The 22,797-nt window shown below is 65.8% G+C and carries 19 protein-coding genes; 11 read left to right on the top strand and 8 right to left on the bottom strand.

What is annotated here, in order from left to right:
* The coding region (locus GXY47_00580) for a xanthine dehydrogenase family protein molybdopterin-binding subunit (GenBank protein ID NLV29621.1) at positions 1–1,468 on the bottom strand (1,468 nt) is incomplete at its 3' end.
* A gap of 392 nt (positions 1,469–1,860) precedes the next feature.
* Positions 1,861–2,247 carry a desulfoferrodoxin gene (locus GXY47_00575; protein NLV29620.1) on the bottom strand — a complete coding sequence of 129 codons (387 nt, stop codon included), beginning with the start codon at positions 2,245–2,247 and terminating at the stop codon, positions 1,861–1,863.
* Positions 2,248–2,587: 340 nt separating this feature from the next.
* Here GXY47_00575 and GXY47_00570 point away from each other — a divergent pair, with 340 nt between their 5' ends.
* Positions 2,588–3,373 (top strand): 4Fe-4S dicluster domain-containing protein, encoded by a 786-nt coding sequence (locus GXY47_00570; GenBank protein NLV29619.1) that lies wholly within the window; start codon positions 2,588–2,590, stop codon positions 3,371–3,373.
* Position 3,374: 1 nt separating this feature from the next.
* Complete coding sequence (locus GXY47_00565; GenBank protein ID NLV29618.1) at positions 3,375–5,420, top strand: aldehyde:ferredoxin oxidoreductase; 2,046 nt, start codon at positions 3,375–3,377, stop codon at positions 5,418–5,420.
* A gap of 86 nt (positions 5,421–5,506) precedes the next feature.
* Here GXY47_00565 and GXY47_00560 read toward each other — a convergent pair whose 3' ends face one another.
* From GXY47_00560 to GXY47_00535, 6 genes are all read right to left on the bottom strand, one after another.
* A complete protein-coding gene (locus GXY47_00560; GenBank protein NLV29617.1) occupies positions 5,507–6,304 on the bottom strand; it encodes an IclR family transcriptional regulator in 798 nt (265 codons plus the stop codon).
* A gap of 194 nt (positions 6,305–6,498) precedes the next feature.
* Complete coding sequence (locus GXY47_00555) at positions 6,499–7,656, bottom strand: hypothetical protein (GenBank protein NLV29616.1); 1,158 nt, start codon at positions 7,654–7,656, stop codon at positions 6,499–6,501.
* 123 nt (positions 7,657–7,779) lie between these two features.
* Positions 7,780–8,175 carry a hypothetical protein gene (locus GXY47_00550; protein NLV29615.1) on the bottom strand — a complete coding sequence of 132 codons (396 nt, stop codon included), beginning with the start codon at positions 8,173–8,175 and terminating at the stop codon, positions 7,780–7,782.
* 343 nt (positions 8,176–8,518) lie between these two features.
* Positions 8,519–12,748: a TonB-dependent receptor gene (locus GXY47_00545; GenBank protein ID NLV29614.1), complete on the bottom strand. Its 4,230-nt coding sequence runs from the start codon at positions 12,746–12,748 to the stop codon at positions 8,519–8,521.
* Between the two features lie 313 nt (positions 12,749–13,061).
* Complete coding sequence (locus tag GXY47_00540; GenBank protein NLV29613.1) at positions 13,062–13,493, bottom strand: hypothetical protein; 432 nt, start codon at positions 13,491–13,493, stop codon at positions 13,062–13,064.
* A gap of 34 nt (positions 13,494–13,527) precedes the next feature.
* Positions 13,528–14,319: an SDR family oxidoreductase gene (locus GXY47_00535; GenBank protein ID NLV29612.1), complete on the bottom strand. Its 792-nt coding sequence runs from the start codon at positions 14,317–14,319 to the stop codon at positions 13,528–13,530.
* Between the two features lie 252 nt (positions 14,320–14,571).
* Here GXY47_00535 and GXY47_00530 point away from each other — a divergent pair, with 252 nt between their 5' ends.
* The 9 genes from GXY47_00530 to GXY47_00490 all read left to right on the top strand — a co-directional run bounded on the left by GXY47_00530 (position 14,572) and on the right by GXY47_00490 (position 22,605).
* On the top strand, positions 14,572–15,384 hold the full coding sequence (locus GXY47_00530) for a 4Fe-4S dicluster domain-containing protein (protein ID NLV29611.1): 813 nt from the start codon (positions 14,572–14,574) through the stop codon (positions 15,382–15,384).
* Positions 15,385–15,396: 12 nt separating this feature from the next.
* Positions 15,397–17,442 carry an aldehyde:ferredoxin oxidoreductase gene (locus GXY47_00525; GenBank protein ID NLV29610.1) on the top strand — a complete coding sequence of 682 codons (2,046 nt, stop codon included), beginning with the start codon at positions 15,397–15,399 and terminating at the stop codon, positions 17,440–17,442.
* Between the two features lie 26 nt (positions 17,443–17,468).
* Complete coding sequence (locus GXY47_00520) at positions 17,469–18,620, top strand: aldo/keto reductase (GenBank protein NLV29609.1); 1,152 nt, start codon at positions 17,469–17,471, stop codon at positions 18,618–18,620.
* Positions 18,621–18,661: 41 nt separating this feature from the next.
* Positions 18,662–19,033: a hypothetical protein gene (locus tag GXY47_00515; GenBank protein NLV29608.1), complete on the top strand. Its 372-nt coding sequence runs from the start codon at positions 18,662–18,664 to the stop codon at positions 19,031–19,033.
* Between the two features lie 54 nt (positions 19,034–19,087).
* A complete protein-coding gene (locus tag GXY47_00510) occupies positions 19,088–20,401 on the top strand; it encodes a hypothetical protein (GenBank protein ID NLV29607.1) in 1,314 nt (437 codons plus the stop codon).
* A gap of 550 nt (positions 20,402–20,951) precedes the next feature.
* Entirely contained in the window at positions 20,952–21,356 is a 405-nt protein-coding gene (locus GXY47_00505) for a rhodanese-like domain-containing protein (protein ID NLV29606.1), read from the top strand.
* Positions 21,357–21,380: 24 nt separating this feature from the next.
* Positions 21,381–21,830, top strand: coding sequence for a cytochrome C554 (locus GXY47_00500; GenBank protein ID NLV29605.1), 450 nt, complete (start codon positions 21,381–21,383; stop codon positions 21,828–21,830).
* Between the two features lie 37 nt (positions 21,831–21,867).
* A complete protein-coding gene (locus GXY47_00495; GenBank protein NLV29604.1) occupies positions 21,868–22,089 on the top strand; it encodes a DUF1573 domain-containing protein in 222 nt (73 codons plus the stop codon).
* Positions 22,090–22,104: 15 nt separating this feature from the next.
* Positions 22,105–22,605 (top strand): DUF1573 domain-containing protein, encoded by a 501-nt coding sequence (locus GXY47_00490; GenBank protein NLV29603.1) that lies wholly within the window; start codon positions 22,105–22,107, stop codon positions 22,603–22,605.
* Positions 22,606–22,797: the final 192 nt, after the last annotated feature.

Genomic DNA, 22,797 nt, shown 5'->3' with positions numbered 1-22,797 from the left:
CGACCAGGGCGCAGGCGTCGGCGGCGTAGACCCCCATCCAGGGCCCCTTGAGCGGCACGTACACCTTGTTGTCCCCCTGGATGGTGACGGTGGCCGTGTAGGGGGCCTGGGCGTGGCGCGGCGACTGAGCGTAGCGGAACCCGTACCCGTGCATCCGGCCGTCGGGGAGGCGCCGGGTCCCGGCCGGGTGCCACTTCCACCCCATCAGCTTCTTCCCCTTCTCCACGCACTCCAGCAGCCCCGGGGGGACGCCGGGGTCGTCCTGGGACGACGGGCCGTGCACGTTTTTGAGCGCGACGTCGATTACGTCCATCCCGAGCTTTTCCGCGATGATCTGCTCGGCGATCGTCATCGCGTCCCAGTTGAAGGGGGAGGTCTGGCTCCCCGTCGACTTGGCCGAGTCGGTGAAGACCGCCTGGGCCTCGCTGTGGAGGTTCTTGCAGCGGGTGGTGTTGAAGGGGCTGAACATCGCCTCGAACGCCCCCATGGCGAAGGGGCGGGCGCGGACGCCGGGCGCCCCCATGTCGGAGATGGTGCGTTCACTGACCGCCGTGATGGTGCCGTCCTTCCTGAACCCGATCTTCACGTGCATGTACCGCTGCGGGTTCGAGGAGTAGAAATCGTTCTGGCGCGCGTTCATGCACCGGACGGGGCGGCCGGTCCTCTTGGCCAGCAGCGGGGTGACGAGCGACGCGCGCCGCAGCATCCAGTCGCAGTATTTCCCCCCCTGGAAGGTGGTGCCGCGGTGGAGCCGGTCGAAGGTGACGCCGTAGGCGGGGCGCAGTTCGTAGGCCCCCCAGGTGGGGGGGATCCCCTGCACGTACAGGCTCGGCCCGGGGGGCCCCAGCGGGGCCTGGGCCCACCAGGAGAGGCTCCCGTTCGGGTTCGGGATGTGGGAGGCCATGAGCGACTGCGTCCAGTCGAATTCGAACACCTGGTCCGCTTCGCGGAAGCCGGCCTCGACGTCCCCGGTGGTGAACGGCTTGGAGGCCAGCGCCTTCGGTTCGATCCGGACGAAGGGGGCGCCCGGCTTCAGGCTGTCGCGCGGGTCGACGATCGGGGGGAGGACCTCCCACTCCACCTCGATCAGCCGGAGCGCCTCCTCGCAGATGTCCTCGGTCTCGGCGACGACCACGGCGCCGACCTCCTCGTTTTCCGTGTCCGACTCGTTGCTCAGCATCGGCTCCCGCAGGGCCTTGTCCATCGCCAGGATCTCCGGGTCCTCCCAGGTGACGATGTCGACGACGCCGTCGAGCGCGCGCGCCCGGCGGGTGTCCATCCGCACGATTCTGGCGCGGCCGTGGGGATTGCGGAGGAACTTGGCGTGCAGCATTCCGGGCACGACGTCGTCGCTGCCGAACTTGGCCATGCCGGTGGCGATGGGAAAGGAAAGCCTGCCGGGCACGTTGGCCGTGCCGACCGCCCTGAATTCCTTTCTCTGTCCGTTGCTCCCCGCGATATCTGCCATGGCGTCGCTCCATGAATGGAATGGATTCCGTGCTCCGTTGCGCCGATTGTACTACCGAACGCCCCTTTTGGGTCAAAAAGTAAGGCCTCCCCGGCCTATTTTTCGCACCTACTCGATCTCTTTAGCGGGACGATCAAGAGCGGGGCTGAACCTCGGTAGCTCGGGAGCCGGTGGGATGTCCGCGGGATCGGTGAGCGGGGACGGACAGGAAACTTCAATGGGGCCGGCAGGGTACTCCGGTCCGTCCCTGTTTATGTTATTGAACGGCTTTGGTGCAGGAGGAGTCTGTGGCGGAAGGCATGCGCCCGGGGGGTGGGGGTAAAGGGTTTTCGGGGACGGACCAGAGTATCCTGTTTTAAATCAATAATATGCCCTGGTCCGTCCCCGGTTTTTTATTTGCTGGCCCAGAGGCCGTGCAGGTTGCAGTACTCCCTGGCCGTCATCGGCGCGTTCGGGTCTTCCACCATGAAAACGGCCTCGGCGACGGTGTCCCCTTCCTTGAAGTCGTGCCGCAGCACCTTGTCCCCGACCAGGAGTTCCACGAACAGGATGTAGTGCTCGGGCAGCATGGGATGCGGGACGCTCCCGACCTTGACCGTCACCTTGTTCCCGTTCTTCTCGATCACGGGCACGTGCTTTTCCTTGGCCGCGTCGACGGTATCGGCGACGAGTTCCTGCATCGGCTGCCCGCAACAGGAGAGGGTCGTTTTCCCGTTCCACAGGCTCTCGATGATGTTTCCGCAAACCTCGCATTTGTAGATGCTCTTTTTCCGCAGCATGGTTCCTCGCTTTCCGACGAATACGGTTGTGTTCACCTTATCAGGCTTATGCCTTATCAATATACTGGATGCGTCCCCGCTTCCGAACAGGGTTCGCCCATTTTTTTGCCCGCGGCCGCCCTCTCGTTGTGCGGCCCGGGCGGGCCGGTCAGGCACGCCGGCCGGGTGGGTTCCCTCGATGCGTTCCGGAGCCCGCGGGGTGGGGGGGCCGGGAAAGTTTTCCGGTTGCCTTCAGGCCGGGGTTTATAGTCAGATAACGAAGACCTCCCAACCGGCCCAAGGGGAGCGTCCCCCGCCGGCGGGGATATCGCAATGGCACGCTACTAAAAGGAGCCGTTTTATGGCTGAAGACAAAAAAGCCCTGAACCCAGAGGCCGCCCCGAAAAAGCGGCTGTCCCGGCGCGACTTCCTGGTCACGGGAGGAACCGTGGTCGCCGTCGACGCCCTGATCGCCGCGACCCCCGCGCAGGCGAGGGCCGCCGCGGCGCCGGCGGCCGCACCTGCGGCCGCCACCTACCCCGCGTCCAGAGGGTACCTGGTCTACGACAGCAGGAAATGCGCGGGGTGCACCACCTGCATGCTCGCCTGTTCGCTCGTCCACTACGGGGTGCAGAACCTTTCCCGCTCCCGCATCCAGATAATGCAGGACTCCTTCGGCAAGTTCCCCGGGGACGTCATCATGGCCCCCTGCCGCCAGTGCAAGGTGCCGGTGTGCGTCCAGAGCTGCCCTGTGGGCGCCGCCTATGTCGACACCGAAAACGGCAACGTGCGCCGCATCGACAGCGCCAAGTGCATCGGCTGCAAAACGTGCCTCAGGATGTGCCCCCAGCAGCCGCACCGCACCGTCTGGGTCACGATCGACGGCAAGGGGAAGTCGTCCAAGTGCGACCTCTGCCTCGACACCCCCTACTGGGACGAGAAAGGGGGGCCGGGGGGGAAACAGGCGTGCGTGGAGAGCTGCCCGATGAAGGCGATCCGGTTCGTCGCCGAAATGCCCGACCAGAAGGAGACGGAAGGGTACGACGTGAACCTGCGCAACGACCACTGGTACAACCTGGGCCTGGTGGACAACAGCACCGTCGAGCCGAAACGGAACCCGGTGTGGAAAGTCGGGGGAGGGGAATAGGATGAAAGGCGGATATACGGGCAAGATATTGCGGGTCGATCTTTCGACCCGGACCATCAGCACCATCGACACGGCGAAGTACGAGGAATTCGGGGGCGGGCACGGCATCGGCTCCGCGGTGTTCTTCGATCTCGTCGGCGACCAGCTTCCGTTCGAGGCCTTCGACCCCCGGAACCTCATCATCATGATGGCCTCCCCCTTTTCCGGCACCTTCATGCCCGGCTCGGGGCGGTGCGAGGTTCAGGGGATGGGCCCGATGCTCTACCCGGTCGAGTGGTTCGCCCACAGCAACTTCGGGGGGCGCTTCACGGCCCAGCTCAAGTTCGCCGGGTGGGACGGCATCGTCGTGGAAGGAGCCGCGGACGACCCGGTCTGGATCAACATCGTCAACGACAAGGTCACGATCGAGAGCGCCAAGGGGATCTGGGGGATGGACACCTGGGACACCCAGGAGGAGATCTCCCGCCGCGTGATGCCGGGGCTCAAATACGGCGAGTGGGCCGAGCTGGCCCGGGACCAGGCGACCACCCAGTCCCCCGCCGTGGTCTGCTGCGGCCCGGCGGGGGAGAACCGGAGCCGGCTGGGCGCGCTCCTGCACGGCCCCGGGTCGCAGGCGGCCCTGTGCGGGTTCGGGGGCGTTTTCGGCTCCAAGAAGCTCAAGGCCATCAGCGCCATCGGGACCGGGGACGTCCCGATCGCCGACCCCAAGGCCTTCATGGCCGCCCGGCTCTGGTTCCGGCAGTTCCAGTGGGACGTGGACAATCCCCGCGAGGCGGAACGCTTCGGCGCCGGCGGCCCCTACGCCCTGATCAGCGGCCGCCCCAGCGGGGGGAACGTGCTCAACCGCGACCTGCCGCTCACCCCGGCGCGCGCGACCGCGTGCGCCTCCTGCCCGCGCGGCTGCCGGATGCGGCTGGCCACGGGCGACAGCAACGAGTCGGTCTGCGCCGGCACGATGGTCATCACGGTCAACGGGTCGGTCAAGTTCACCCGCCAGGGGAACGACCTGATGCAGAAGTACGGCCTCGGGCACTGGCAGCTGATGCCGCTCCTGTCCTACGTGGACGCCCTTCACAAGAAGGGGATCCTCGGGAAAGGGAAGCAGATCGACACCGACCTGCCGCTCGACCGCCCCGGGACGTTCGCCTACGCCGACGCGGTGATGCGGGCGATCGCCTACCGGGAGGGGGTCGGGGACGACCTGGCCGAGGCCTGCGCCCGCTTCGCGAAGAAGATCGGGCGCTACGACGAGGACGTCAACGACGGCACCCTGAGCCTGGCCTACTGGGGGACGGCCAACCACTACGACCCGGCGATCGAGGCGGAGTGGGGCTTCGGCTCCCTGCTGGGGGAGCGCGACCTGATGCTGCACCAGATGTCCAACTACCCCATCCACTGGATGGCCTGGTCGGGCGACCCCTACCTGACGGCCGAGGAGGTCTCCCGGCTCTACACCGACGCCATGGTCCCCTACCAGGGGGACCCCTTCATGGTCGATCACAGCGACGGGCCGACCGGGATCTACTCCGACTCCAAGGTCAAGCAGGTCGCCTGGATCAAGCACTACGAGAAGTTCTGGGTCGGGGCGGGCGGCTTCTGCGGCTGGCGCTGGCCGATGTGCATCACCAACAACACGGCCGACCGGCGCGGGGCGACGCCCGAGGCGGAACCGAAGTTCTGGAACGCCGTGACCGGGGACAACCGGACCTTCGCCGACTACATGGAACTGGGGCACAAGATCTACACCCTCGATCGCTCCATCTGGGCGCTGCAGGGGCGGCACCGCGACATGGAGGTCTTCCCCGACTACGTCTACGACAAGCCGAGCGTGGGGCACGACATGACCATGTACATCGACGGTAAGTGGCAGTACGCCAAGGGGACGGGGCGCACGCTGGACCGGGCGAAAGTGGAGGACTTCAAGACCAGGTTCTACAGGTTTGAGGGGTACAATCCCGACAACGGTTATCCGAAACGGGACACCCTCGAGAAGATGAAGCTCACCAAGGTCGCCGACCTGCTCCGGAAGCGGGGCAAGCTGGGCTAGCCGCTCCCGGGATCCGGCACGGGCGGCCCGGGAGGGCGCCCGTGCCGGATCCCTCCTTCGCTTGCCTCCGCGTCTGTCCCTTCCTGTTACTGGGGGATGATGGCCGAAAGGCGCGCAGCGGCATCCACGCACTTTTTCCCGTAATCCTGGGCCTTCTCCTTCGTCAGCCGGAACGCGGGCGCGGTGACGGCGAGGGTTGCCATGACATGGCCGTCGGCGTTGAACACGGGCGCCGAGACGGCGCTGATCCCCTCGCGAAACTCCTCGAAGTCGGTGGCGTACCCCCGCTTGCGGATGGCCGCCAGTTCCCGCAGCAGGGCCCTGGGATCGGTGATGGAATTCTTCGTGAAGGCCGGGAGGCCCTCGGTCTCGATGAGCTTGTGGACCTGGTTTTCGGGGAGGAAGGCAAGCACGGCCTTGCCGTTCGATTTTGTGGTCAGCGAATTCATCGTGCCTATCGGGGGGACCACCCGGAGGTCGATCCGGGACTCGACCGAATCCACGATGACCATCTGGGTCCCGCGCAGGACCGAATAGTTCGCCGTCTCCCCGGTGTAGTTGGCCAGCTCCTTGAGGAACGATTTGGCGGCGTCGGCGATGTCGAGCTTGCCGAGCACGTAGTGACCGTAGTCGATGAGGGCGATCCCGAGCGAGTACTGCTTGGTGGCTTCGTTGCGGTCGAGCAGGCCGTGATGACTGAGGGTGACCAGCAGCTTGTGGACGCTGCTCTTGTGCCACCCGGTGGCCTCGGTGACCTCGGCGATGGTCATGCCGTGCCCCCGGGTCCGCAAAAGCCTCAGGATGCGGGCCGCCCGGTCGACCGCCGGTACGATGTATTCGTAATGTTCGCCTGTCGCGGATACCGTTTTCGAATTCTGATTCATTCCCTGTCCCCCATGGCGGTCTGCTGAATGTATCATCACGGGCTTCGATTTTCCAGATGCGCGGGCGGCCGGCGGGGCTGCTTCCATGGAAGCGGGCGACGGGCGAGGCCCGCGGTGGGTCCGGGCCCCCTGCGGGGATCCCCGGACCCATGCCGGTGCCGCCTGGCCGGTTCAGGCGGCACCGGGGGCCACGACTAGTATTTTACATAAGTCGGGACCAGCGTCCTGTATTTCCCCACGAGCTTGTCCCAGTTTTTGGGAAGCTGGAGCTTGCGCGTGACGAACTCGTTTTCGAATCCGCCCGCGCTCTGGTGATGCCCGATCCACACCCCGGGACCCCCGGCGACCACGAGGATGAAGTCCTCGTCCTTCAGGCCGCCGCCGCGCCCGCCGGGCGCACGGGGGGCGTTCTTGACGACGAAGTCCTTCACCTGCTGCTTGGTCCACCCCGCGCTCTTGAAAATCCGGGCGTGGTCGGGGATGACCACGAGGCCGGCCAGCGAACGGATGCCAAGCCCGGCCATCGACCCGGCCAGGCCCTCAGGGCTCGTCTGCCCGGGGACATTCTGGGTGTAGCGGTTGGGGAAGAAGACCGTGACGGTGCTGTCGTCCGGCTTGAAGCCCAGGTCGACGTGCAGCGGCTGCCAGGGGCTCTCCTCCTCGTTTTCCCCCAGGACGAGGGCGTACTTGCCGGGGTTCCCCAGCGTTCCCATGTCCTCGATCCCCTTGCGCGCGCCCCCGATGTTCTTGACGATCAGGCCCACCGCCCGCCCGATGGCGGAGTTGGCCATGTTGCCCGGGCTGAGGGCGCCCGAACTGCAGTTGATGTGGATCTCCTTGCGCACCGGCCCGTTGATCAGCAGGAACGGGGCCCACGACCCGGTGCTGACCTCGAAGGTGTCGAACCGGGTCTTCGGGTCCGCGAGGGCGTCCACCGTCGCCAGCAGCACCGGCATGTGGATCGGCAGGGCGCCGGCCATGACGGCGTTGACGGCGATTTTTTCCACCGTGGCCTTCCCCAGGCGCGGGATGAGCTTGGCCACGACGTGATCGCGCGGCAGATCGGTCCCCGTCAGCATCTCGGCTACCGCCTCTTCGGTCGGGGGATACAGGGGGAGTCCGTCTCCCCACCCCTTGCGGTAGAAGAACTCGTTGAACCGCCGGAGCGTCCCCTTGAAGGCGACCTTCGGCTGGGGTTCCTTTTGGACCTGCGGGTTTTTCTCCTCCGCGGTCAGGGGTCTGGTCAGCGCGGCAATGATGTCGCCGAGAGCGGCGTCAATGCCCGATTGGATGTCTTCGGCGACGGTGGATTCGCAGGCGATGGACGTTCCCAGTACCCGCACCCCCGGCATGCCTTTACCCGACGACGCCGAGTGGGCGTCGTTTACGAAACCGCGATTCGCCAGTAACACGACCGGCGTTCCAAAGTCCTCGATCGCTACGCCGTTGTAGGCGAGGAACTTTGTGCAGGACCCTCAATCACCGACCGCGGCGACGACCGCGTCCATGTCCTTGGCCCAGGCCGCGAACCGCTCCTTGTTGATGGTCTCGGTCTCGGTGACGTTGGGCAGGGTGGAATGGAAGAGGCTGGTCTGGATGGTGGGATACTTCTGCTTCAGCCTCCTTTCCACCTCGTCGGTGATCGGCTTGGCCGCGCGCTTGAAGTTGGCGAACAGCCCGATCTTCTTCCCGTCCAGGGTGTCGAGCCGGGGCGAGAGGCCCCGGAGCGGAATCGGGTCCACGTCAGCCCACGGGCTGAGGACCTCGTACTCTGTTTCCGGGGTCTGCTGGGCGGCCAGGCTCCCGGAAGGGGCGTGTACGGCCACGACCGAAAAGGCCGTCACCGCCGCAATGGACAATAATCTGCGCATATGCTGCTCCTCCTTGTTCGTTGGTGAAATGTATGCTGCCCCCTATGATGGCAGGGACGACTTCCCCGCGGGCGAAGACCGGCGCCTGCGCCCGCAGCCGCCGGCGCCCTCCAAATCTCTCATAATAGATAGAGTAGTCATAAGGAGACCAATCTAGCTCCCGGGGCGGGGTGAAGTCAAGCAAAATGAGCGGAAGATCAGGGTTTGCCCGGTCTGATCACGGGAGCTCAAGCGGCGGTAGCGGAAAGGGAAAAGGAAAAAAAACGGGCCCCCCCTGTGGCGAGGGGGAGCCCGCGGGTCCGGGGGAGGCCCGCCGCAAGCGGCGGGCCCCCGGTCCGGACGGCTAGAAGCTGATGCGGATCTTCGCCTGGAAGGTCCGGTGCCCCGCCTTGTCGCTGATGTAGCCGAAGGGGCTGGAGCTGTTCACGGCGAAGTTCGGGTTGTAGGTGATCGTAAAGCGCGCGTTCCGGACGTAGTAGCTGTTCGAAGGCGTCGCGTGGTTGAAGATGTTCTGGGCGTCGATCCTGAAATCGATCCGCTTCCCTTCCATGAACTCGAACGATTTCCCCATGGCCATGTCGAGGGACCACCGTCCGGGACCGGTCAGGGAATTCGGATCGAAGTTGCCGCGCGTTCCGGGCTGCGGGTGCTGGAAGATGATGTCGCCCGGGATCTGGTTGCCGAGTTCATCGACGCCGGCCACCAGGGCGATCGCCTTGATCCGGCTGGCGCAGGAGCTCTGCAGGCTGCCGTCGATCGTGTAGCACTGGGGATCGGGGACCTGCATATAGGTGTCGTAGCCGAAGAAACGGCCGGTGTCTTCCCCGGGGTTCCAGGTGACCTTCCCCGATTTCGGGTCGAACGGCCCGACCTGGTCCATCCGCGCCCCGCCCCAGAGCCGCTCGGTACCGGTGACGGAACCGGGGAGCCCGCTGGTGGCGCTGAAGATCCAGCTCATCTGCCACCCCTCGGCCACGTGTTTCCACAAACCGGTGGCGTTGCGGAGGAGGAAGCCGTTGGCCCCGAACGGCAGGGTGTAGGTGCCGTAGGAGGAGAGCGCGTGGGACCGGTGGGAGCCGAGCAGCCCGTAGGCCTCGGAGCGGTCGCGCACGTCCGAAACGCTGCCGATCCCCAGGTTCCGGCTCCAGGTGTAGGTGGTCTGGAAACTGAGGCCCCGCGTCGGGCGCATGGTGACCTGGGCCTGCATCGAATGGTAGTTCGAGCTGTCCAGGTTCCCGACCCAGTTGGCGGAGCTGAACTGCGGGTTGGCGTAGATGAAGTTCTCCGGGGCGCCGCCCGCGCGCAGGACCTGGCCGCGGATCCCGGAGGCCACAGGGAGGCGCCCGTTGGTGGTCGACAACGTGCTGGCCAGGGTGTTGTAGTCGCCGATGGCCAGGTAGGTCCGGGTATAGACGCTCGTGCGCACCTGGTCGGAGCCCGTCGCGGTCGTGCTGCCGGTCAGGGAGCTCGCCGGGATGATGCTGTTGAGCAGGTCGGACTGGCCGCCGGCGCGGACGGTGTCGAACGCCTCGAGCAGGTTGTTGTTGATGAAGTTCGACGAGTTGAGGTTGACGGTATCGGTCAGTTTCCGGCTCAGCGTCCCCACGTAGCGCAGGTCGAAGGTGAGGTTGTTGCTGAGGTTGCGCGTCAGGGAGAGGGTCAGGCTCTGGACATAGGGGTTTTTGATGTCCTGGTCCCACACGGTGAGGCTCTGGCTGCGATCGGTCAGCGGCCGCACGGCCATCGGCTGGATCTCCGGCGGGAGGAACTGGTTGACCGGGATGATTTCCGGGAGCATCGACATATCCAGGTAGGGATAGTCGATGGAGTCCCCGGCGTAGGTGTGCGAGTAGGTCATCCCCGTCACGCGGGCCATCAAACTCGCGAAGTTGTCGAAAGTCCCCAGCGTGGTGTAGTTCAGCTGGTAGCCGCCGCGCAGGGTGGTCTTCCCCTTTCCGAACCAGGGGAATTGGTAGGCGAAGCCGATGGCCGGCCCCCAGTTGTTGGCGTCCTTGTTGTAGATGGCAAGATCGGGGTTGGGGGAGTTGGGGCCCACGAAATGCTGGCTGGTGAGCATGCTGTCAGGCCCCTGCACCGGATTTTGCGGCATCCAGTCCTCGAAGCCGTCCCCGGAGACGCCGAAGATGCCGCTCGAGCCGCCGATAAGGGCCGCGCTCTGTCCCGACTCGACCCAGGGCACCCCGTAGTATTCATACCGGACGCCCAGGTTGAGGGTCAGGGAGTTGCTTACCTTCCAGTCGTCCTTGAAGAAGAAGCTGAACTCCCGGTTGCGCAGGTCGACCACCTGGTTCAACTCCCCCTTGGAGGGGTCGTTCCACAGGTAGGGGGCCTCGTTGTTGGCCACGTAGTACCACTGGCGCACGTTGCCGATCGATCCCGCCATGTAGGTCATCAGGTCGTAGGCCAGCTGGAAGTTGCCCGTCGAGCTGTTTCCTTCGTCGTCGCCCACAAGCCCGCTCCAGGCCCCGATTCCGGCCGGCTGGGAGTTCGCCGTATTCCCCCCCATGACCGAGGGGAAGGTGTTGGCCGAATAGTAGAACGCCGCGGCCCCGTTCTGTTCCTGCACCGATTTCTGCAGGCGCAGTTCGAATCCCCCCTTGAAGGAGTGGGCCCCGCGGGTCCAGGTGAGGGTGTCGGTGAAGCTCCAGCGCGGGTCGTACCCGCCGCGCGCCGTCGGCAGGGCGCCCCGGCTGCCGTAGGGGTGGCTGTTGGGGACCCCGGTGCGGTAGGTGTCGGTGAAGAAGCCGAACCACCCCCGGCCGGGACCCACGAGGAGCGGGTAGCCGGGGTAGTTCGGGAAGTCGTCGGTGGGCATGAGGTAGCCGAGCACCTCCCGCATCTTTTCGCTCGTCGCCGGATTGGACAGCGCCTCGGCGTTTTTGGTGCTGGTGCGGGACAGCCCCATGCGGAACTCGTTGAGCAGGGTGGGCCGCAGGGTGGAGGTCAGGTTGACGCTGAAGCTCTGGGGCTTGCGGGTGACCGCCCCGCCGTAGCCGCCGTTGGCCTCGGGCCAGGCGGCGAACTGGGCTTCCCCGTAGTCCGTTTCGTAGGTGTAGCGCCCGCTCAGCCGGTGGGCCTGGCTCAGGTTGTGGTCGATTTTGACCGTGATCGACTTGCGCTCGTTGTCCTCGCCGTTGCCGTAGACCGTGTCGCTCCCCCTGAGGGTGCGGGTCCAGCGGAAGCCGGCGGAATTCAGCCCGTCGCCGAGCTCGTAGTTGTTGGGCATCGGCATCAGGCCGGTGAAGCGGTCGACGAAGCCGGTGGTGTCGTACTGGGTACGGTACTGGTCCCAGGCGCTTTCGGGCACCAGCCCGCGGTCGCCGGAAAAATCGTACTGGGAGCAGTTGATGGGGTCGGCCGCGATCTGTTCCCGCGCCGTGTCGGTCAGCTGCCCCAGCACGCTTTCGAACCGGAGCTCGCCGTCATAGGGGGAGCCGTCGGCCCATTCGGTGGGGGTGAGGGGATTCCCCTGCGCATCCACCACGGGGCGGGTCTGGGACCCGGCGGTCGTGCTGACCGGGCTCTCCACGTCCCCGTTGATCCAGCCGTCGTAGTAGCGGAAGATTCCCTTGCGGGCGCAGGGGGTGAGGGAGATCACGTTCGGCAGGTCCCGGCTCCGGACGATCTGCTGGTCCCAGGAGGCGAAGAAGAAGGTCCTGTTTTTGATGATGGGGCCGCTGAGGTTCAGGGAGTAGTTATTGAGGTTTCGCCAGGTGGGCTCGATCCCCCTCTTCTTGTTCCCGAATTCGTTGGCGTCGAGCGAGGAGTTCTGGATGTTCCAGACCCCGGAGCCGTGGAAGGCGTTGGCCCCCGACTTGGTGATGATCTGCACCTGTCCCGCCCCGCGCCCCATTTCGGCGTCCACCGGGGAGAGGATCATCTTGAATTCCCCTACCATCTCGGGATTGATGCGCTGCGGGGACACGATCCCCGAGTCGTAGCGGACGTCGTTGACCGTGACGCCGTCCCGCTGGATGTTGATGTTGCGCGCGGTGACCCCCGCGAAGGTCTGCTGGTTGTTGCTGAAGATGGGGTCCTCGGCCCTGGTGACCCCTCCCATGATGTTGATGAGGTCCATCACGTCGTTGCTGGCCAGCGGCAGCTCGGTGACCGATTCCTCCTGGAGGATGGTTCCCGTGGAGGAACCCGACTCCAGGATCAGGTTCTCGGCCGAAGCCGCCACTTCCAGTTCCACCTCGCTGCCGGCCACGTTCAGCTCGAAGTCGAGGCGGATCTGGCCCCCGACGCGCAGCCGCACCTCGGTCCGGCTGGCGGTCTGGAATCCCGCCATCTGCACGCTGACCGTGTAGACGCCCGGCTGGAGGTTGAAGTTGTACACGCCGGCGTTGTTGGCTTCGGTCCTGCTGGCGACGTTGGTCTCGACTCTCGTCGCCGTGACGATGGCTCCCGGAAGCACCCCTCCCGACACATCCTGCACGGTTCCGCTCAGCGAAGCGTTGGAAGACTGGCTGAACACATACGGGGATATGAAAAGAAGAGGCAATACCGTTAGCACCATGATGATCTTCTTCAGGTCACACCATTTAGGCATTACGGTTTCCCCTATTTGAGTTTTCCCGGCGGAGGTTCCCGCGGGGAAAGAGGTTTTTAAGGTGTACATGGCTTCTAAAAGCCCTTCTCTTTTAAAAGCGCGTTGCCGGAATACGGTATGTTTGTCCGAGGGTCTCCTATGCGAGACGCAATCTGTGATACGAGATCATCCTAGATTAAGCGTTCAGGCCGAGTCAACGAAAAAAATCGCCCGGCGCACGGGGCTTCCCGGGAGGTGACGCAGGCTGGGAACGGGGGGGTTGAGAAGGAGGGGAAGGTCGGCGCCGCGTGCGCGGCGCCGACAATCGTGCAGGCTACTCGTCGTCCTTGATGTAGCGGCCGCCCGGGACGGTGGTGAAGTGAAAGACGGGCCGGTCGACGCGCCGGAGGATGAGGGGGCAGTGCTTCATCCCCGCGGGCACGAACAGGAGCGCGCTGCGGGTGATGACGTGTTTTTCGTCCTCGAGCCAGATTTCGATTTCGGCGCCGAGGTCGTGGGGGTGGTCCGGGTCGTTGCCGAAAAACCCGATGATCTCGTCCGCGTCGTGGACGTGGGGGCGGTCCTCGAGGGTTTCGGCCGCCCGGAGGTACCAGGCGGTGTTCATGTGAAAGGCCCCCTCCACCACGTTTTCGTCCATCCAGAGGATGCGCCGGGCGTAGCGGGAGTAGGCGGTTTCGATCTTCCGCTTCTCCTCGGGGACGACCAGGTCGGTGACGATGTATTTGCCGTATTTCGATCCTTCCATGCAAACCTCTCCTTCCTTGTTGTGAAGCCGGGGGTCATTCCCTCCGGCGCAGTCCGCTTTTGCCGCCGAGGTGCTGGCCCCCGTCGAATTTGATCGTTTCCCCCGTCATCATGCGCGCCCCCTCGGCCAGCCAGACGATGGCGTCGGCGACATCGTCCGGGGTCGCCAGGACTTCGAGCGGCGTCGTCTCGCGCACGGACTGGACGACGCGGGCGAACGCCTTCTCCCCCAGTCCCCGGCGCAGCCAGCGGGTGTCGATCCCGCCGGGGGCGACGCCGTTCACCCGGATCTCCGGGCCGAGGGTGCGGGCCAGGCACTTGGTCATGTTGATGACGGCGGCCTTGGAGGCGGAATAGGCGATGGAGCTGCCGTGCCCCAGAAATCCCGCGATGGAGACCACGTTGACGATGGCCCCCTCCCCCGCTTTTTTCATGTGGGGGACCGCCGCGCGGGAGCAGAAGAAGTTGCCCATCAGGTTGGTGCGCAGGATCTCGAGCCAAACGTCCTCCGAGAGCGCCTCGAGGTCGCCGAATTCGACGAAGCGGGTGACGGCGGCGTTGTTCACCAGGACGTCCAGCCGCCCGAAGGCGTCCACCGCCGCCTGGACGAGGCGCCGGCAGTCGGCTTCGACCGACACGTCGGCCTCGACCACGACCGCCCCGGCCCCCCGCTCGCGGCAGAGCGCGGCCGTCTCCTCCGCTTCGGTGCGGCTGCGGTTGTAGTTGACGACGACCGAGCACCCCCGCCCGGCGAACTTGAGGACCGCCGCCCGCCCCACCCCCGCCGAACTCCCCGTGACCACCGCTGCCTTGTTTTTCAGGTCCATGATCTGTGACTCCGTTGGATGACGCCGGCACCCCCGGACGCCGGCGTGAGTTCTCCCTATTATGTGCCGCAACGCGGCAAATACCGCGCGTTTTCATTTGCACGCGGTCCGGGGAAGGCGCGGACAATTTCGCTTGACTCCCCTGCGGGCCTATTCTAGCATAGTTGCGTATAAAAGATAACATCTCCTAGAAGAGATTACTTCCGGAGATTTCCCGAGATCGATTCACCACACGCGGCAAGGAGAGGGCTCATGTCCGAGGAAAAAGACGCCCGGGCGGCGAGGGGGGGGGAGGACGGCGGCGTTTCGCGGCGGAAGTTCCTGGTAGCGGGAGGGGCCGCGGCGGCGGCCGACGCCCTCATGCTCAGGACCCCGGCGGCGCGCGGGGCGCAGGGGAGTCCGGCGCGCCCTCCCGCCTCGAAGGGGTACCTGGTCTACGACAGCAAAAAATGCGCCGGCTGCACCACCTGCATGCTGGCCTGCTCGCTCGCGCACCACGGGGTGGAAAGCCTCAGTCTCGCGCGGATACAGATCCTGCAGGATTCCTTCGGCAAATTCCCGCACGACATCCAGGTGGCTCCCTGCCGGCAGTGCGCGGCGCCGGTCTGCGTCCAGAGCTGCCCGACGGGAGCCGCTTACGTCGACGCGGAGAACGGCAACGTCCGCAGGATCGACCCGGCGAAATGCATCGGCTGCCGGACCTGCATCCGGATGTGCCCCCAGCAGCCGCACCGCACCGTCTGGAACCGGCTCGAGAAGAAATCCCAGAAATGCGACCTTTGTCTCGACACCCCCTACTGGAACGAAAAGGGGGGACCCGGGGGGAAGCAGGCGTGCGTGGAAAGCTGCCCGATGATGGCGCTCAGGGTGGTGGCTGCGGTCCCCGACCAGCAGGAGACCGACGGTTATGACGTCAACCTGCGCAACGACAACTGGTTCAATCTCGGCCTGGTGGACGACAGCACCATGGTGCCTCCCATCATGGCTGCGCAGGCGGCCACGGCGGCCGGGGCACCCAGGACGCCCAAGGCGGAGGCGAAACCCGCCCCGGGGCGGAAACGGTAAAAGGAGCGCGATATGAAGGGCGGATACACCGGGAAGATTCTGCGTGTTCATCTCGGCAGCAAAACGATCGGTCGGCTCGAAACCGCAAAGTACGTGGAGTTCGGCGGAGGGCACGGGATCGGATCGGCCATTTTTTTCGACTTGGTCGGGGACCAGCTCCCCTTCGGGGGGTTCGATCCCCGCAACCTCATCATCATGATCGCCTCCCCCTTTTCCGGAACCCTGATGCCCGGGTCGGGCCGGTGCGAGGTGCAGGGGCTGGGGCCGATGCTCCACCCGGTGGAGTGGTTCGGCCACAGCAACTTCGGCGGCCGTTTCACCGCCCAGCTGAAGTTCGCCGGCTGGGACGGGATCGTGGTGGAGGGGGCGTCGGCCGACCCGGTCTGGATCAACATCGTCGATGACAAGGTGACGATCGAGAGCGCCCGGGGAATCTGGGGGATGGACACATGGGACACCCAGCAGGAGATCTCCCGGCGGGTGATCCCCGGGCTCGGGAACGGTGAGTGGGCCGTTCTGGCGGGCGGGGGGGAGAGCACGCAGGTCCCCGCCGTCGTCTGCTGCGGCCCCGCCGGGGAGACCCTGAGCCGGCTCGGGGCGCTCCTGCACGGGCCCGGGTCCCAGGCGGCCCTGTGCGGGTTCGGGGGAGTGTTCGGTTCCAAGAAGCTGAAGGCTATCAGCGCCATCGGCTCCGGCGTGGTGCCGATCGCCGACCCGAAGGCGTTCCTCGAGGCGCGGATGGGGTACCGCCAGTACCAGTGGAACGTGGACAACCCCCGGGAAGTGGAGCGGTTCAACACGCGCGCCTGGTCCCACAACAGCGGCCGGCCGAGCGGGGGGAACACGCTCAACGGCCGGCTTCCCCTGGTCCCGGCGCGGGTCACCGCCTGCGCCTCCTGCCCGCGGGCATGCCGCATGCGGCTGGCCAGCGGCGAGAGCAACGAATCGGTCTGCGCGGGGACCATGGCCGTCAGGATCCAGGGGGGCGAGCCGAAGCTGACGCGCCAGGCCAACGACCTCATGCAGAAGCAGGGCCTGGGGCACTGGCAGTTCATGCCGCTGCAGGCCTACATCCAGACGCTCCACCGGCGCGGTCTCATGGGGAAGGGGAAGGCGATCGACTGCGATCTCCCCTTCGACATCATCGGCACCATGGGATACGTCGACACCCTCATGCGCACGATCTCCAGCCGGGAGGGGATCGGGGATGACCTGGCGGAAGGGTGCGCCCGCTTCGCGGAGAAATACGGGAGGTACCGGGAGGATGTGTCGAGCGGCGTGCTCAACCTGGCCTACTGGGGGACGCGGGACCATTACGACCCCAGGATCCAGGTGGAATGGGCCTTCGGGTCGATCTTCGGCGAGCGCGACCTGATGATCCACTCCTTCGCCAACCACAACTTCCACTGGATGGCGAACTCGGGCGACCCCTACCTGACGGCGGAGGAAGCCGCCCGGCTCTATTCGGAAGCGCTGGTTCCCTACGACGACGATCCCTGGCTGGCCGATTTCGGGGACGGTCCCACCGGCATCTATTCCGACTCCAAGGTCAAGCTGATCGCCTGGGTCAAGCACTACGAAAAATTCTGGATCGGGTGCGGCGGCTTCTGCGGCTGGCGCTGGCCGATGACGTTCACCAACAACACAGCCGACCGGCGCGGTGCGACGCCCCGCGAGGAGCCGAAGTTCTGGAACGCCGTGACCGGGGACAACCGGACCTTCGCCGACTACATGGAACTCGGGCGCAAGATCTACACCCTGGACCGGGCGATCTGGGTGCTGCAGGGGAGGAACCGGGACATGGAGGTCTTCCCCGACTACGTCTACGACAAGCCGAGTGCGGGCCACATCATGCCGATGGTGGTCGACGGCAAGTGGACCTACGCGACCGGCGAGGGGCGGACGCTGGACCGGGCCAGGGTCGAGGACTTCAAGACCCGTTTCTACAGGTTCGAGGGATATAACCCGGAAAACGGCTACCCCACTCGGGACACCCTGGAAGGGATGGGGATGAGGCCGGTGGCCGACCTGCTCGAGAAGAGGGGGAGGCTCGGCTAGCGATCCAACAAAGACAGGAGGTTGTCATGAATCCGAACAGATCACGGAGGGAATTCCTGCAGGCCGGGCTCGCCCTGCCGGCGGTCGGCCTGGCCGCCGGCCACCCCGATCCACCCATGCGGAAGGACCCGCCCCGGCTCGCCTACCGGACCCTGGGGCGGACGGGCCTCAAGGTCACCGGAGTCGGCTACGGGATCGGGTACGAGCCGAACGTCGAGGTCGTGGGCCGCGCCCTCGATTACGGGGTCAACTACTACGACACCTCCCGCGACTACCGCGAGAGCGAGGCCATCTTCGCCCGGTGCATCCGGGGGAAGCGGCAGAAGATCCATATCTCCACCAAGTCTGGATCCACGAAAAGGGAGGAGATCCTCCGGGACCTCGATACCAGCCTCGAGGTGCTGGGGACCGACTATGTCGATGTCTGGCACCTGCACGCACGCGACACCCCGGCGCGGATCCCGGACGAGGCCCTGGAGGCCATGGTCCGGTGCAAGGAGTCGGGGAAGGCGCGCTTCATCGGCTTCAGCTGCCACAACCCGAACGCCATGGTCGATTTCCTCCTCGAGGCCGGGGTGTTCGACGTCATGCAGACGACCTACAGCTACGCCATCGGCTCGGGCTTCCGCGAAAAAGCGGTGCAGAAGCTGGCGGCCGCCGGGGTCGGGGTGGTGGCGATGAAGGTGGTCGTGGCGCTCACCGGCCTTAACATGGGCCGGGGCGGCTCGGGGGCTCCCAAAACCGAGAAGAAGGAGGGGGAAGGCCCCCTGGCCGGGATCAAGTGGGTGCTGTCGAATCCCGCCATCGGGACCACGGTCCCCAACATGAACTCCATCGCCGAACTGGACATGAACATGAGGGCCATGGCGGAGCCCTACACCCCGGCCGACGAACGGCTGCTGTTCGCGGCGAGCGAGCGCATCCGGCCCGATTACTGCCGCATGTGCTTCGAGTGCGACGGCAAGTGCCCCAAGGGGATGCCGGTCGCCGATGTCCTGCGTTATCTCGCCTACTATGATTTCTCCGGCAGCCTGTACCAGGCGGTGACGCATTACCGGGAACTCGCGCCCGAGATCCGGAGCATCCGCTGCGGCGACTGCGCCGAATGTGCCGTACAATGCCCGAACGGGGTCCAGATCCGCGACCGGCTGATGCGGGCCCAGGATTTGATTGCCTGACGGAAATGTCCGGCCGGGCGGAAGACGAAAGAGGCCAATCGATGAAGATCCGTATCGTGTGTATCCTGCTGGCCGCGCTGGTGTCGGCCGGCCTCACCCTCGACCTCTCCCGCGCCGAGGGGGAGGCCCGGATCGCGGTGCTCAACCCCCAGGGCATCCTCCCCCCGATCGAGCGGATCCCGATGGCTCCGCGTGCGGAGAGCCTCGAGGGGAAGACGATCTATGTCGTCGATACCAAGTTCCCGCGCACCCGCGCCTTCGTGGAGACTCTCCACCGGGTGCTCCAGGAGACGTACCCCAAAACGGTCTGGGTGCTCCGGGACAAGCTCGGCAACTACCAGGTAGACGACCCGAACCTCTGGAAGGAGATCCGGGAGAAGGGGCACGGCGTCATCATGGGGATCGGGCATTGAAGCAGCTGCTCGCCGGCGGTCGTCGGCCACTCGGTGACCCTGGAGAAGATGGGGGTGCCCACCGTACCCGTGATCACCCGGAGCTTTGAGGAGCTGGTGAAGTCGATCGCGTTCAAGAAGGGGATCCCCGGCATGCGGATCGTGTTTACGCCGCACCCGGTGACCGACCGGACGCCGGAGGTCTGCCGGAAATATATCCTGGGGCGGGACCCGGTTTCCGGGCGCCCGATGCTCGACGTGATCCTCGACGGGTTGACCCGGCCGCCGGCGGCCGAGGACCGGCGGGCGGGTCCCATCGCCCGCCCGGCCCGCCCGCGCCTGCTCGAGCCGATGGCGGAGGACGAACTCCAGAAATATTTCCTCGACAACGGCTACACCGACGGTTTCCCCGTCGTCCCCCCGACCGAACGGCGGGTGGCGGAGATGCTCAAGGGGACGAGCCGCGAGCCGGGCGAGATCGTGGGGCGGATGCGCCCGTCGGACCCGCACGAGGCCTGGGAGTATACGGTGGAGATGGTGGCCGCGAACGCCGTCATGGCCGGGGCGAAACCGGAACAGTTTCCCGCGATCCTGGCGATCGCGTCGACGGGGGTGACCTCGCTCTTCAGCTCCACCTCGTCGTTCGCCCGGATGGCGGTCTTCAACGGCCCGATCGTCGGGGAGATCGGCATGAACGCGGGGATCGGCGCCATGGGCCCCTTCAACCACGCCAACGCCGCCATCGGGAGGGCCTGGACCCTGATCAGCCGGAACCTGGGCGGGTCGGGCAAACCGGGGGAGACCTACCTCGGCAGCCAGGGGACCCCCCTGAACTACAGCAACATCTGCTTCCCGGAAGCGGAGGCGGCACTGCCGCCGGGATGGAACCCCCTGCATGTCCAGAAGGGGTTCAAGCCCTCCGACAGCGTCGTCAGCCTCTTCAGCGGCTGGAGCCTGAACAATGTCGCCTGGTTCTCCCCGATGCCGATCCACGAGGTGATCCGCGGCTGGCTCGAGCACTTCTTCTCCACCAGCGTGTCGCAGGCGACCCTCATCCTCGACCCGATCGTGGCCGGGGACATCGCCGCGGCCGGTTTCGGGTCCAAGGAGGCCTACATCGACTACCTGGCGAAAAACACCGGGACCCCCTCCTGGCTCTACTGGCAGACGCGCCAGAACGAGCTCGAGAAGGCCAAGGAAGGGGTGGAGCCTTTCGCGGGCTACCTCAGGCTCGGGGACGCGGGCGTCGTCCCGGTCCCGCGGTTCGGCCGCGGGCGCGGGGGGCGGAGCGCCATCGAAGTCGTCGTCACCGGCGGGTCGACCAACGCCTACTGGTTCGGCGGCGATTTTTCCCACCTCACGAGTGTGGCGGTCGATCCGTGGAGATAGACTGAGGGGGCGGTCCCGCCGGCTCTCTGTTCGGGGTTCTTCCCCGTTTCCGCTCTCCGGACTTCTTCGGACGGGACGCGGAGCCGACCCCGAAACCGGAGGAATGTCCCGGGGCCGGCTGTTGTGGCCGGATGCATGAGTGGCCGGGCCGACAGTCTCCGCATGCCCTCGGGCGTCGGCTGTGAAGGGCAGCGACGCCGAAATCTCATATAAGAGATGCTGTAGCCCTAATGAGAATATGATAGGATCCGACGATGCGTGCGTCAAGCGAAATCCTCAGGGGATGCGCTAAAATTACGACTACTGCAAAGGAGTATAGGCGGCGGCGGGGGCTGGACACTCTCCTTGACCTTGGCGGTGCCCGGTACCCCAAAAATTGCATGGGGAAGACGAAGTATCCTATAGGAAATGTCGGGAATCATTGGGCGAATGAACCCCCGGGGAGGGCCCGCGCATCTTATGCGGTGGGACGCCTGCCGCAGCCAGGGCCCGGTCGCGGTTTACGGGGGGACAGGAGGGCGCGGTTGTGAGATCATGGTCGGGAGGGAATATGAAACGATATCTTGGCGCGTGGATTGCAGGTGCCTGCCTGGTGGCGTTGGCGTTGGCGGCCCCGGCGGCGGAGATCCCCCGCATCGGGGCCGGGGAACTGAAGAAGATGATGGACGAGGGGGTTGCGGTGACCGTGATCGACGTGCAGTCCAGGGCGGCGTACGCCGAGGGGCACATCCGGGGCGCCCTCTCGATCCCCTGGCAGAGTCAGATCGCGCTCGAGGATGTCTGGTCGCTGCCGACGGACCAGCTGATCGTCACCTACTGCGACTGCGGCCCGGGGGAGGCGGACAGCGCCGATTTTGCGCGGCAGCTCTTCCAAATGGGATACGAAAACGTCAAAATACTGGCGGACCCCTCCATAAGGGAGTGGCGTGAAAAGGGCTACCCGCTCGAAAAGTAGGGGGCCCGGGGAGACAGGAGCCTTATGAGGATGCCATGGTGTTTTGCCCTGTTGCTGGCGGCGGCGGCCGGGGGCGCCGGCCGGGCCGGCTCGGAGCCGGCCGCCGCATACGTGGGGTGGGAGCGGTGCGCCCCCTGTCACGCGGAACTCGCCGAGGGCTGGCAGACGACGCGGCACGCGAAGGCGATCGACAGCCTCAGGAAGACGGGGCAGGAGAATCTGCCCGGGTGCGTCGAGTGCCACGTCACCGGGTATGAAAAGGACGGGGGCTTTATCGACTGCGAACTGACGCCGGAAATGGCGGGCGTGCAGTGCGAGGCCTGCCACGGGCCCGGCGGGGGGCACGTGGGGGACCCGATGGGGGTCCAACTGGTCCGGGACGCGGGTGAGGAGGTCTGCCGGGCGTGCCATACCGAGGACCAGGACCCGGGATTCAACTACGAGGAAAAGACCAAGGGAATCCACGGCGACTAGCGGGCCGCGGATTCCGGATCGAGAGAAGGAGATTTGCATGAAATACGGAAAAACGGCGATGGCCGCGCTCGGCATGGCGGCGTTGTTGGCGCTGGCGGCGCCCCCGGTAGATGCGGACGCGGGGGTCGGGGAACTCACCGCCACCCCGGCGCACCATGAGTTCGGCCAGGTGCCGGAGGGGGAAACGGCCCGGGTGACGGCCGTCGTGCAGAACACCGGGAGCGCGGAGGTGGAGATCACCAACGTGAGGACCAGTTGAGGGTGCACCAAGGCCATGCTTGGAAAGCATGCACTCAAACCGGGCGAAAAGACGGAACTCACGGTCAGCTATGAAACGGAAGGGAGGCCGGGGCCCTTCGAGAAAAAGGTCATGCTGGCCACCAACATTCCCGGGGGGAAAAGCATCGAGATCTTCAGCATCAAGGGGGAGGTCCTGGAAGCCCCCGGGGCCAAGATCTCCGTGGAACCGAGGAGGGTGACGCTCAAGGGGGAGGAGCGCGCCGCGGGGAAGGTCCAGCGGTTCGTCGTGAAAAACGAAGGCTCGCTCCCTCTCGTGGTCAAGGAGATCCGGTCCAAGGACGGGAAGACGGTGTACTTCGGCGGCGCGGACGAGGGGGCGCTGACGGTCCAGCCGGGCCAGAGCGGCGAACTCGAGCTCAAGATCCCCGGAAAACCGGGGGAAAAAGCCGAGCGGGAGTTCCTGCTGGTCGATTCCAACGCCAGGAACGCCGGGGCCTCGGGCCTTTTCCTGCTGATCCAGTACGACGCCCCGTAGCCTCCGCCCAGCCTCACGAAAGCCTGGCGGCGCCCCGGGACCTGGTCCCGGGGCGCCGCATTTTTTCAGCAGGAGCGTGCCTCAAGGGAATTTGGATTCCGCCCCGGGATAGGGTATGATTCTGTTCTCTGTGGGGCTTCCGTAACATTTCGCAGGTCGAACGGGCCGCAGACCCCCTGCGCGGGGAAGCGG

Source organism: Acidobacteriota bacterium (genome assembly GCA_012729555.1).
Classification (GTDB): domain Bacteria; phylum Acidobacteriota; class UBA6911; order UBA6911; family UBA6911; genus UBA6911.
Note: the sequence above shows the minus strand (reverse complement) of the source record. Positions and strands in the feature narration are given on the sequence as shown.

Excerpts from the sequence above, each read along its gene's own strand:
- GXY47_00575 (NLV29620.1), bottom strand. The coding sequence starts at position 2,247 with ATGCTGCGGAAAAAGAGCATCTACAAATGCGAGGTTTGCGGAAACATC.
- GXY47_00570 (NLV29619.1), top strand. The coding sequence starts at position 2,588 with ATGGCTGAAGACAAAAAAGCCCTGAACCCAGAGGCCGCCCCGAAAAAG.
- GXY47_00565 (NLV29618.1), top strand. The coding sequence starts at position 3,375 with ATGAAAGGCGGATATACGGGCAAGATATTGCGGGTCGATCTTTCGACC.
- GXY47_00560 (NLV29617.1), bottom strand. The coding sequence starts at position 6,304 with ATGAATCAGAATTCGAAAACGGTATCCGCGACAGGCGAACATTACGAA.
- GXY47_00555 (NLV29616.1), bottom strand. The coding sequence starts at position 7,656 with ATGCCGGGGGTGCGGGTACTGGGAACGTCCATCGCCTGCGAATCCACC.
- GXY47_00550 (NLV29615.1), bottom strand. The coding sequence starts at position 8,175 with ATGCGCAGATTATTGTCCATTGCGGCGGTGACGGCCTTTTCGGTCGTG.
- GXY47_00545 (NLV29614.1), bottom strand. The coding sequence starts at position 12,748 with ATGCCTAAATGGTGTGACCTGAAGAAGATCATCATGGTGCTAACGGTA.
- GXY47_00540 (NLV29613.1), bottom strand. The coding sequence starts at position 13,493 with ATGGAAGGATCGAAATACGGCAAATACATCGTCACCGACCTGGTCGTC.
- GXY47_00535 (NLV29612.1), bottom strand. The coding sequence starts at position 14,319 with ATGGACCTGAAAAACAAGGCAGCGGTGGTCACGGGGAGTTCGGCGGGG.
- GXY47_00530 (NLV29611.1), top strand. The coding sequence starts at position 14,572 with ATGTCCGAGGAAAAAGACGCCCGGGCGGCGAGGGGGGGGGAGGACGGC.
- GXY47_00525 (NLV29610.1), top strand. The coding sequence starts at position 15,397 with ATGAAGGGCGGATACACCGGGAAGATTCTGCGTGTTCATCTCGGCAGC.
- GXY47_00520 (NLV29609.1), top strand. The coding sequence starts at position 17,469 with ATGAATCCGAACAGATCACGGAGGGAATTCCTGCAGGCCGGGCTCGCC.
- GXY47_00515 (NLV29608.1), top strand. The coding sequence starts at position 18,662 with ATGAAGATCCGTATCGTGTGTATCCTGCTGGCCGCGCTGGTGTCGGCC.
- GXY47_00505 (NLV29606.1), top strand. The coding sequence starts at position 20,952 with ATGAAACGATATCTTGGCGCGTGGATTGCAGGTGCCTGCCTGGTGGCG.
- GXY47_00500 (NLV29605.1), top strand. The coding sequence starts at position 21,381 with ATGAGGATGCCATGGTGTTTTGCCCTGTTGCTGGCGGCGGCGGCCGGG.
- GXY47_00495 (NLV29604.1), top strand. The coding sequence starts at position 21,868 with ATGAAATACGGAAAAACGGCGATGGCCGCGCTCGGCATGGCGGCGTTG.
- GXY47_00490 (NLV29603.1), top strand. The coding sequence starts at position 22,105 with ATGCTTGGAAAGCATGCACTCAAACCGGGCGAAAAGACGGAACTCACG.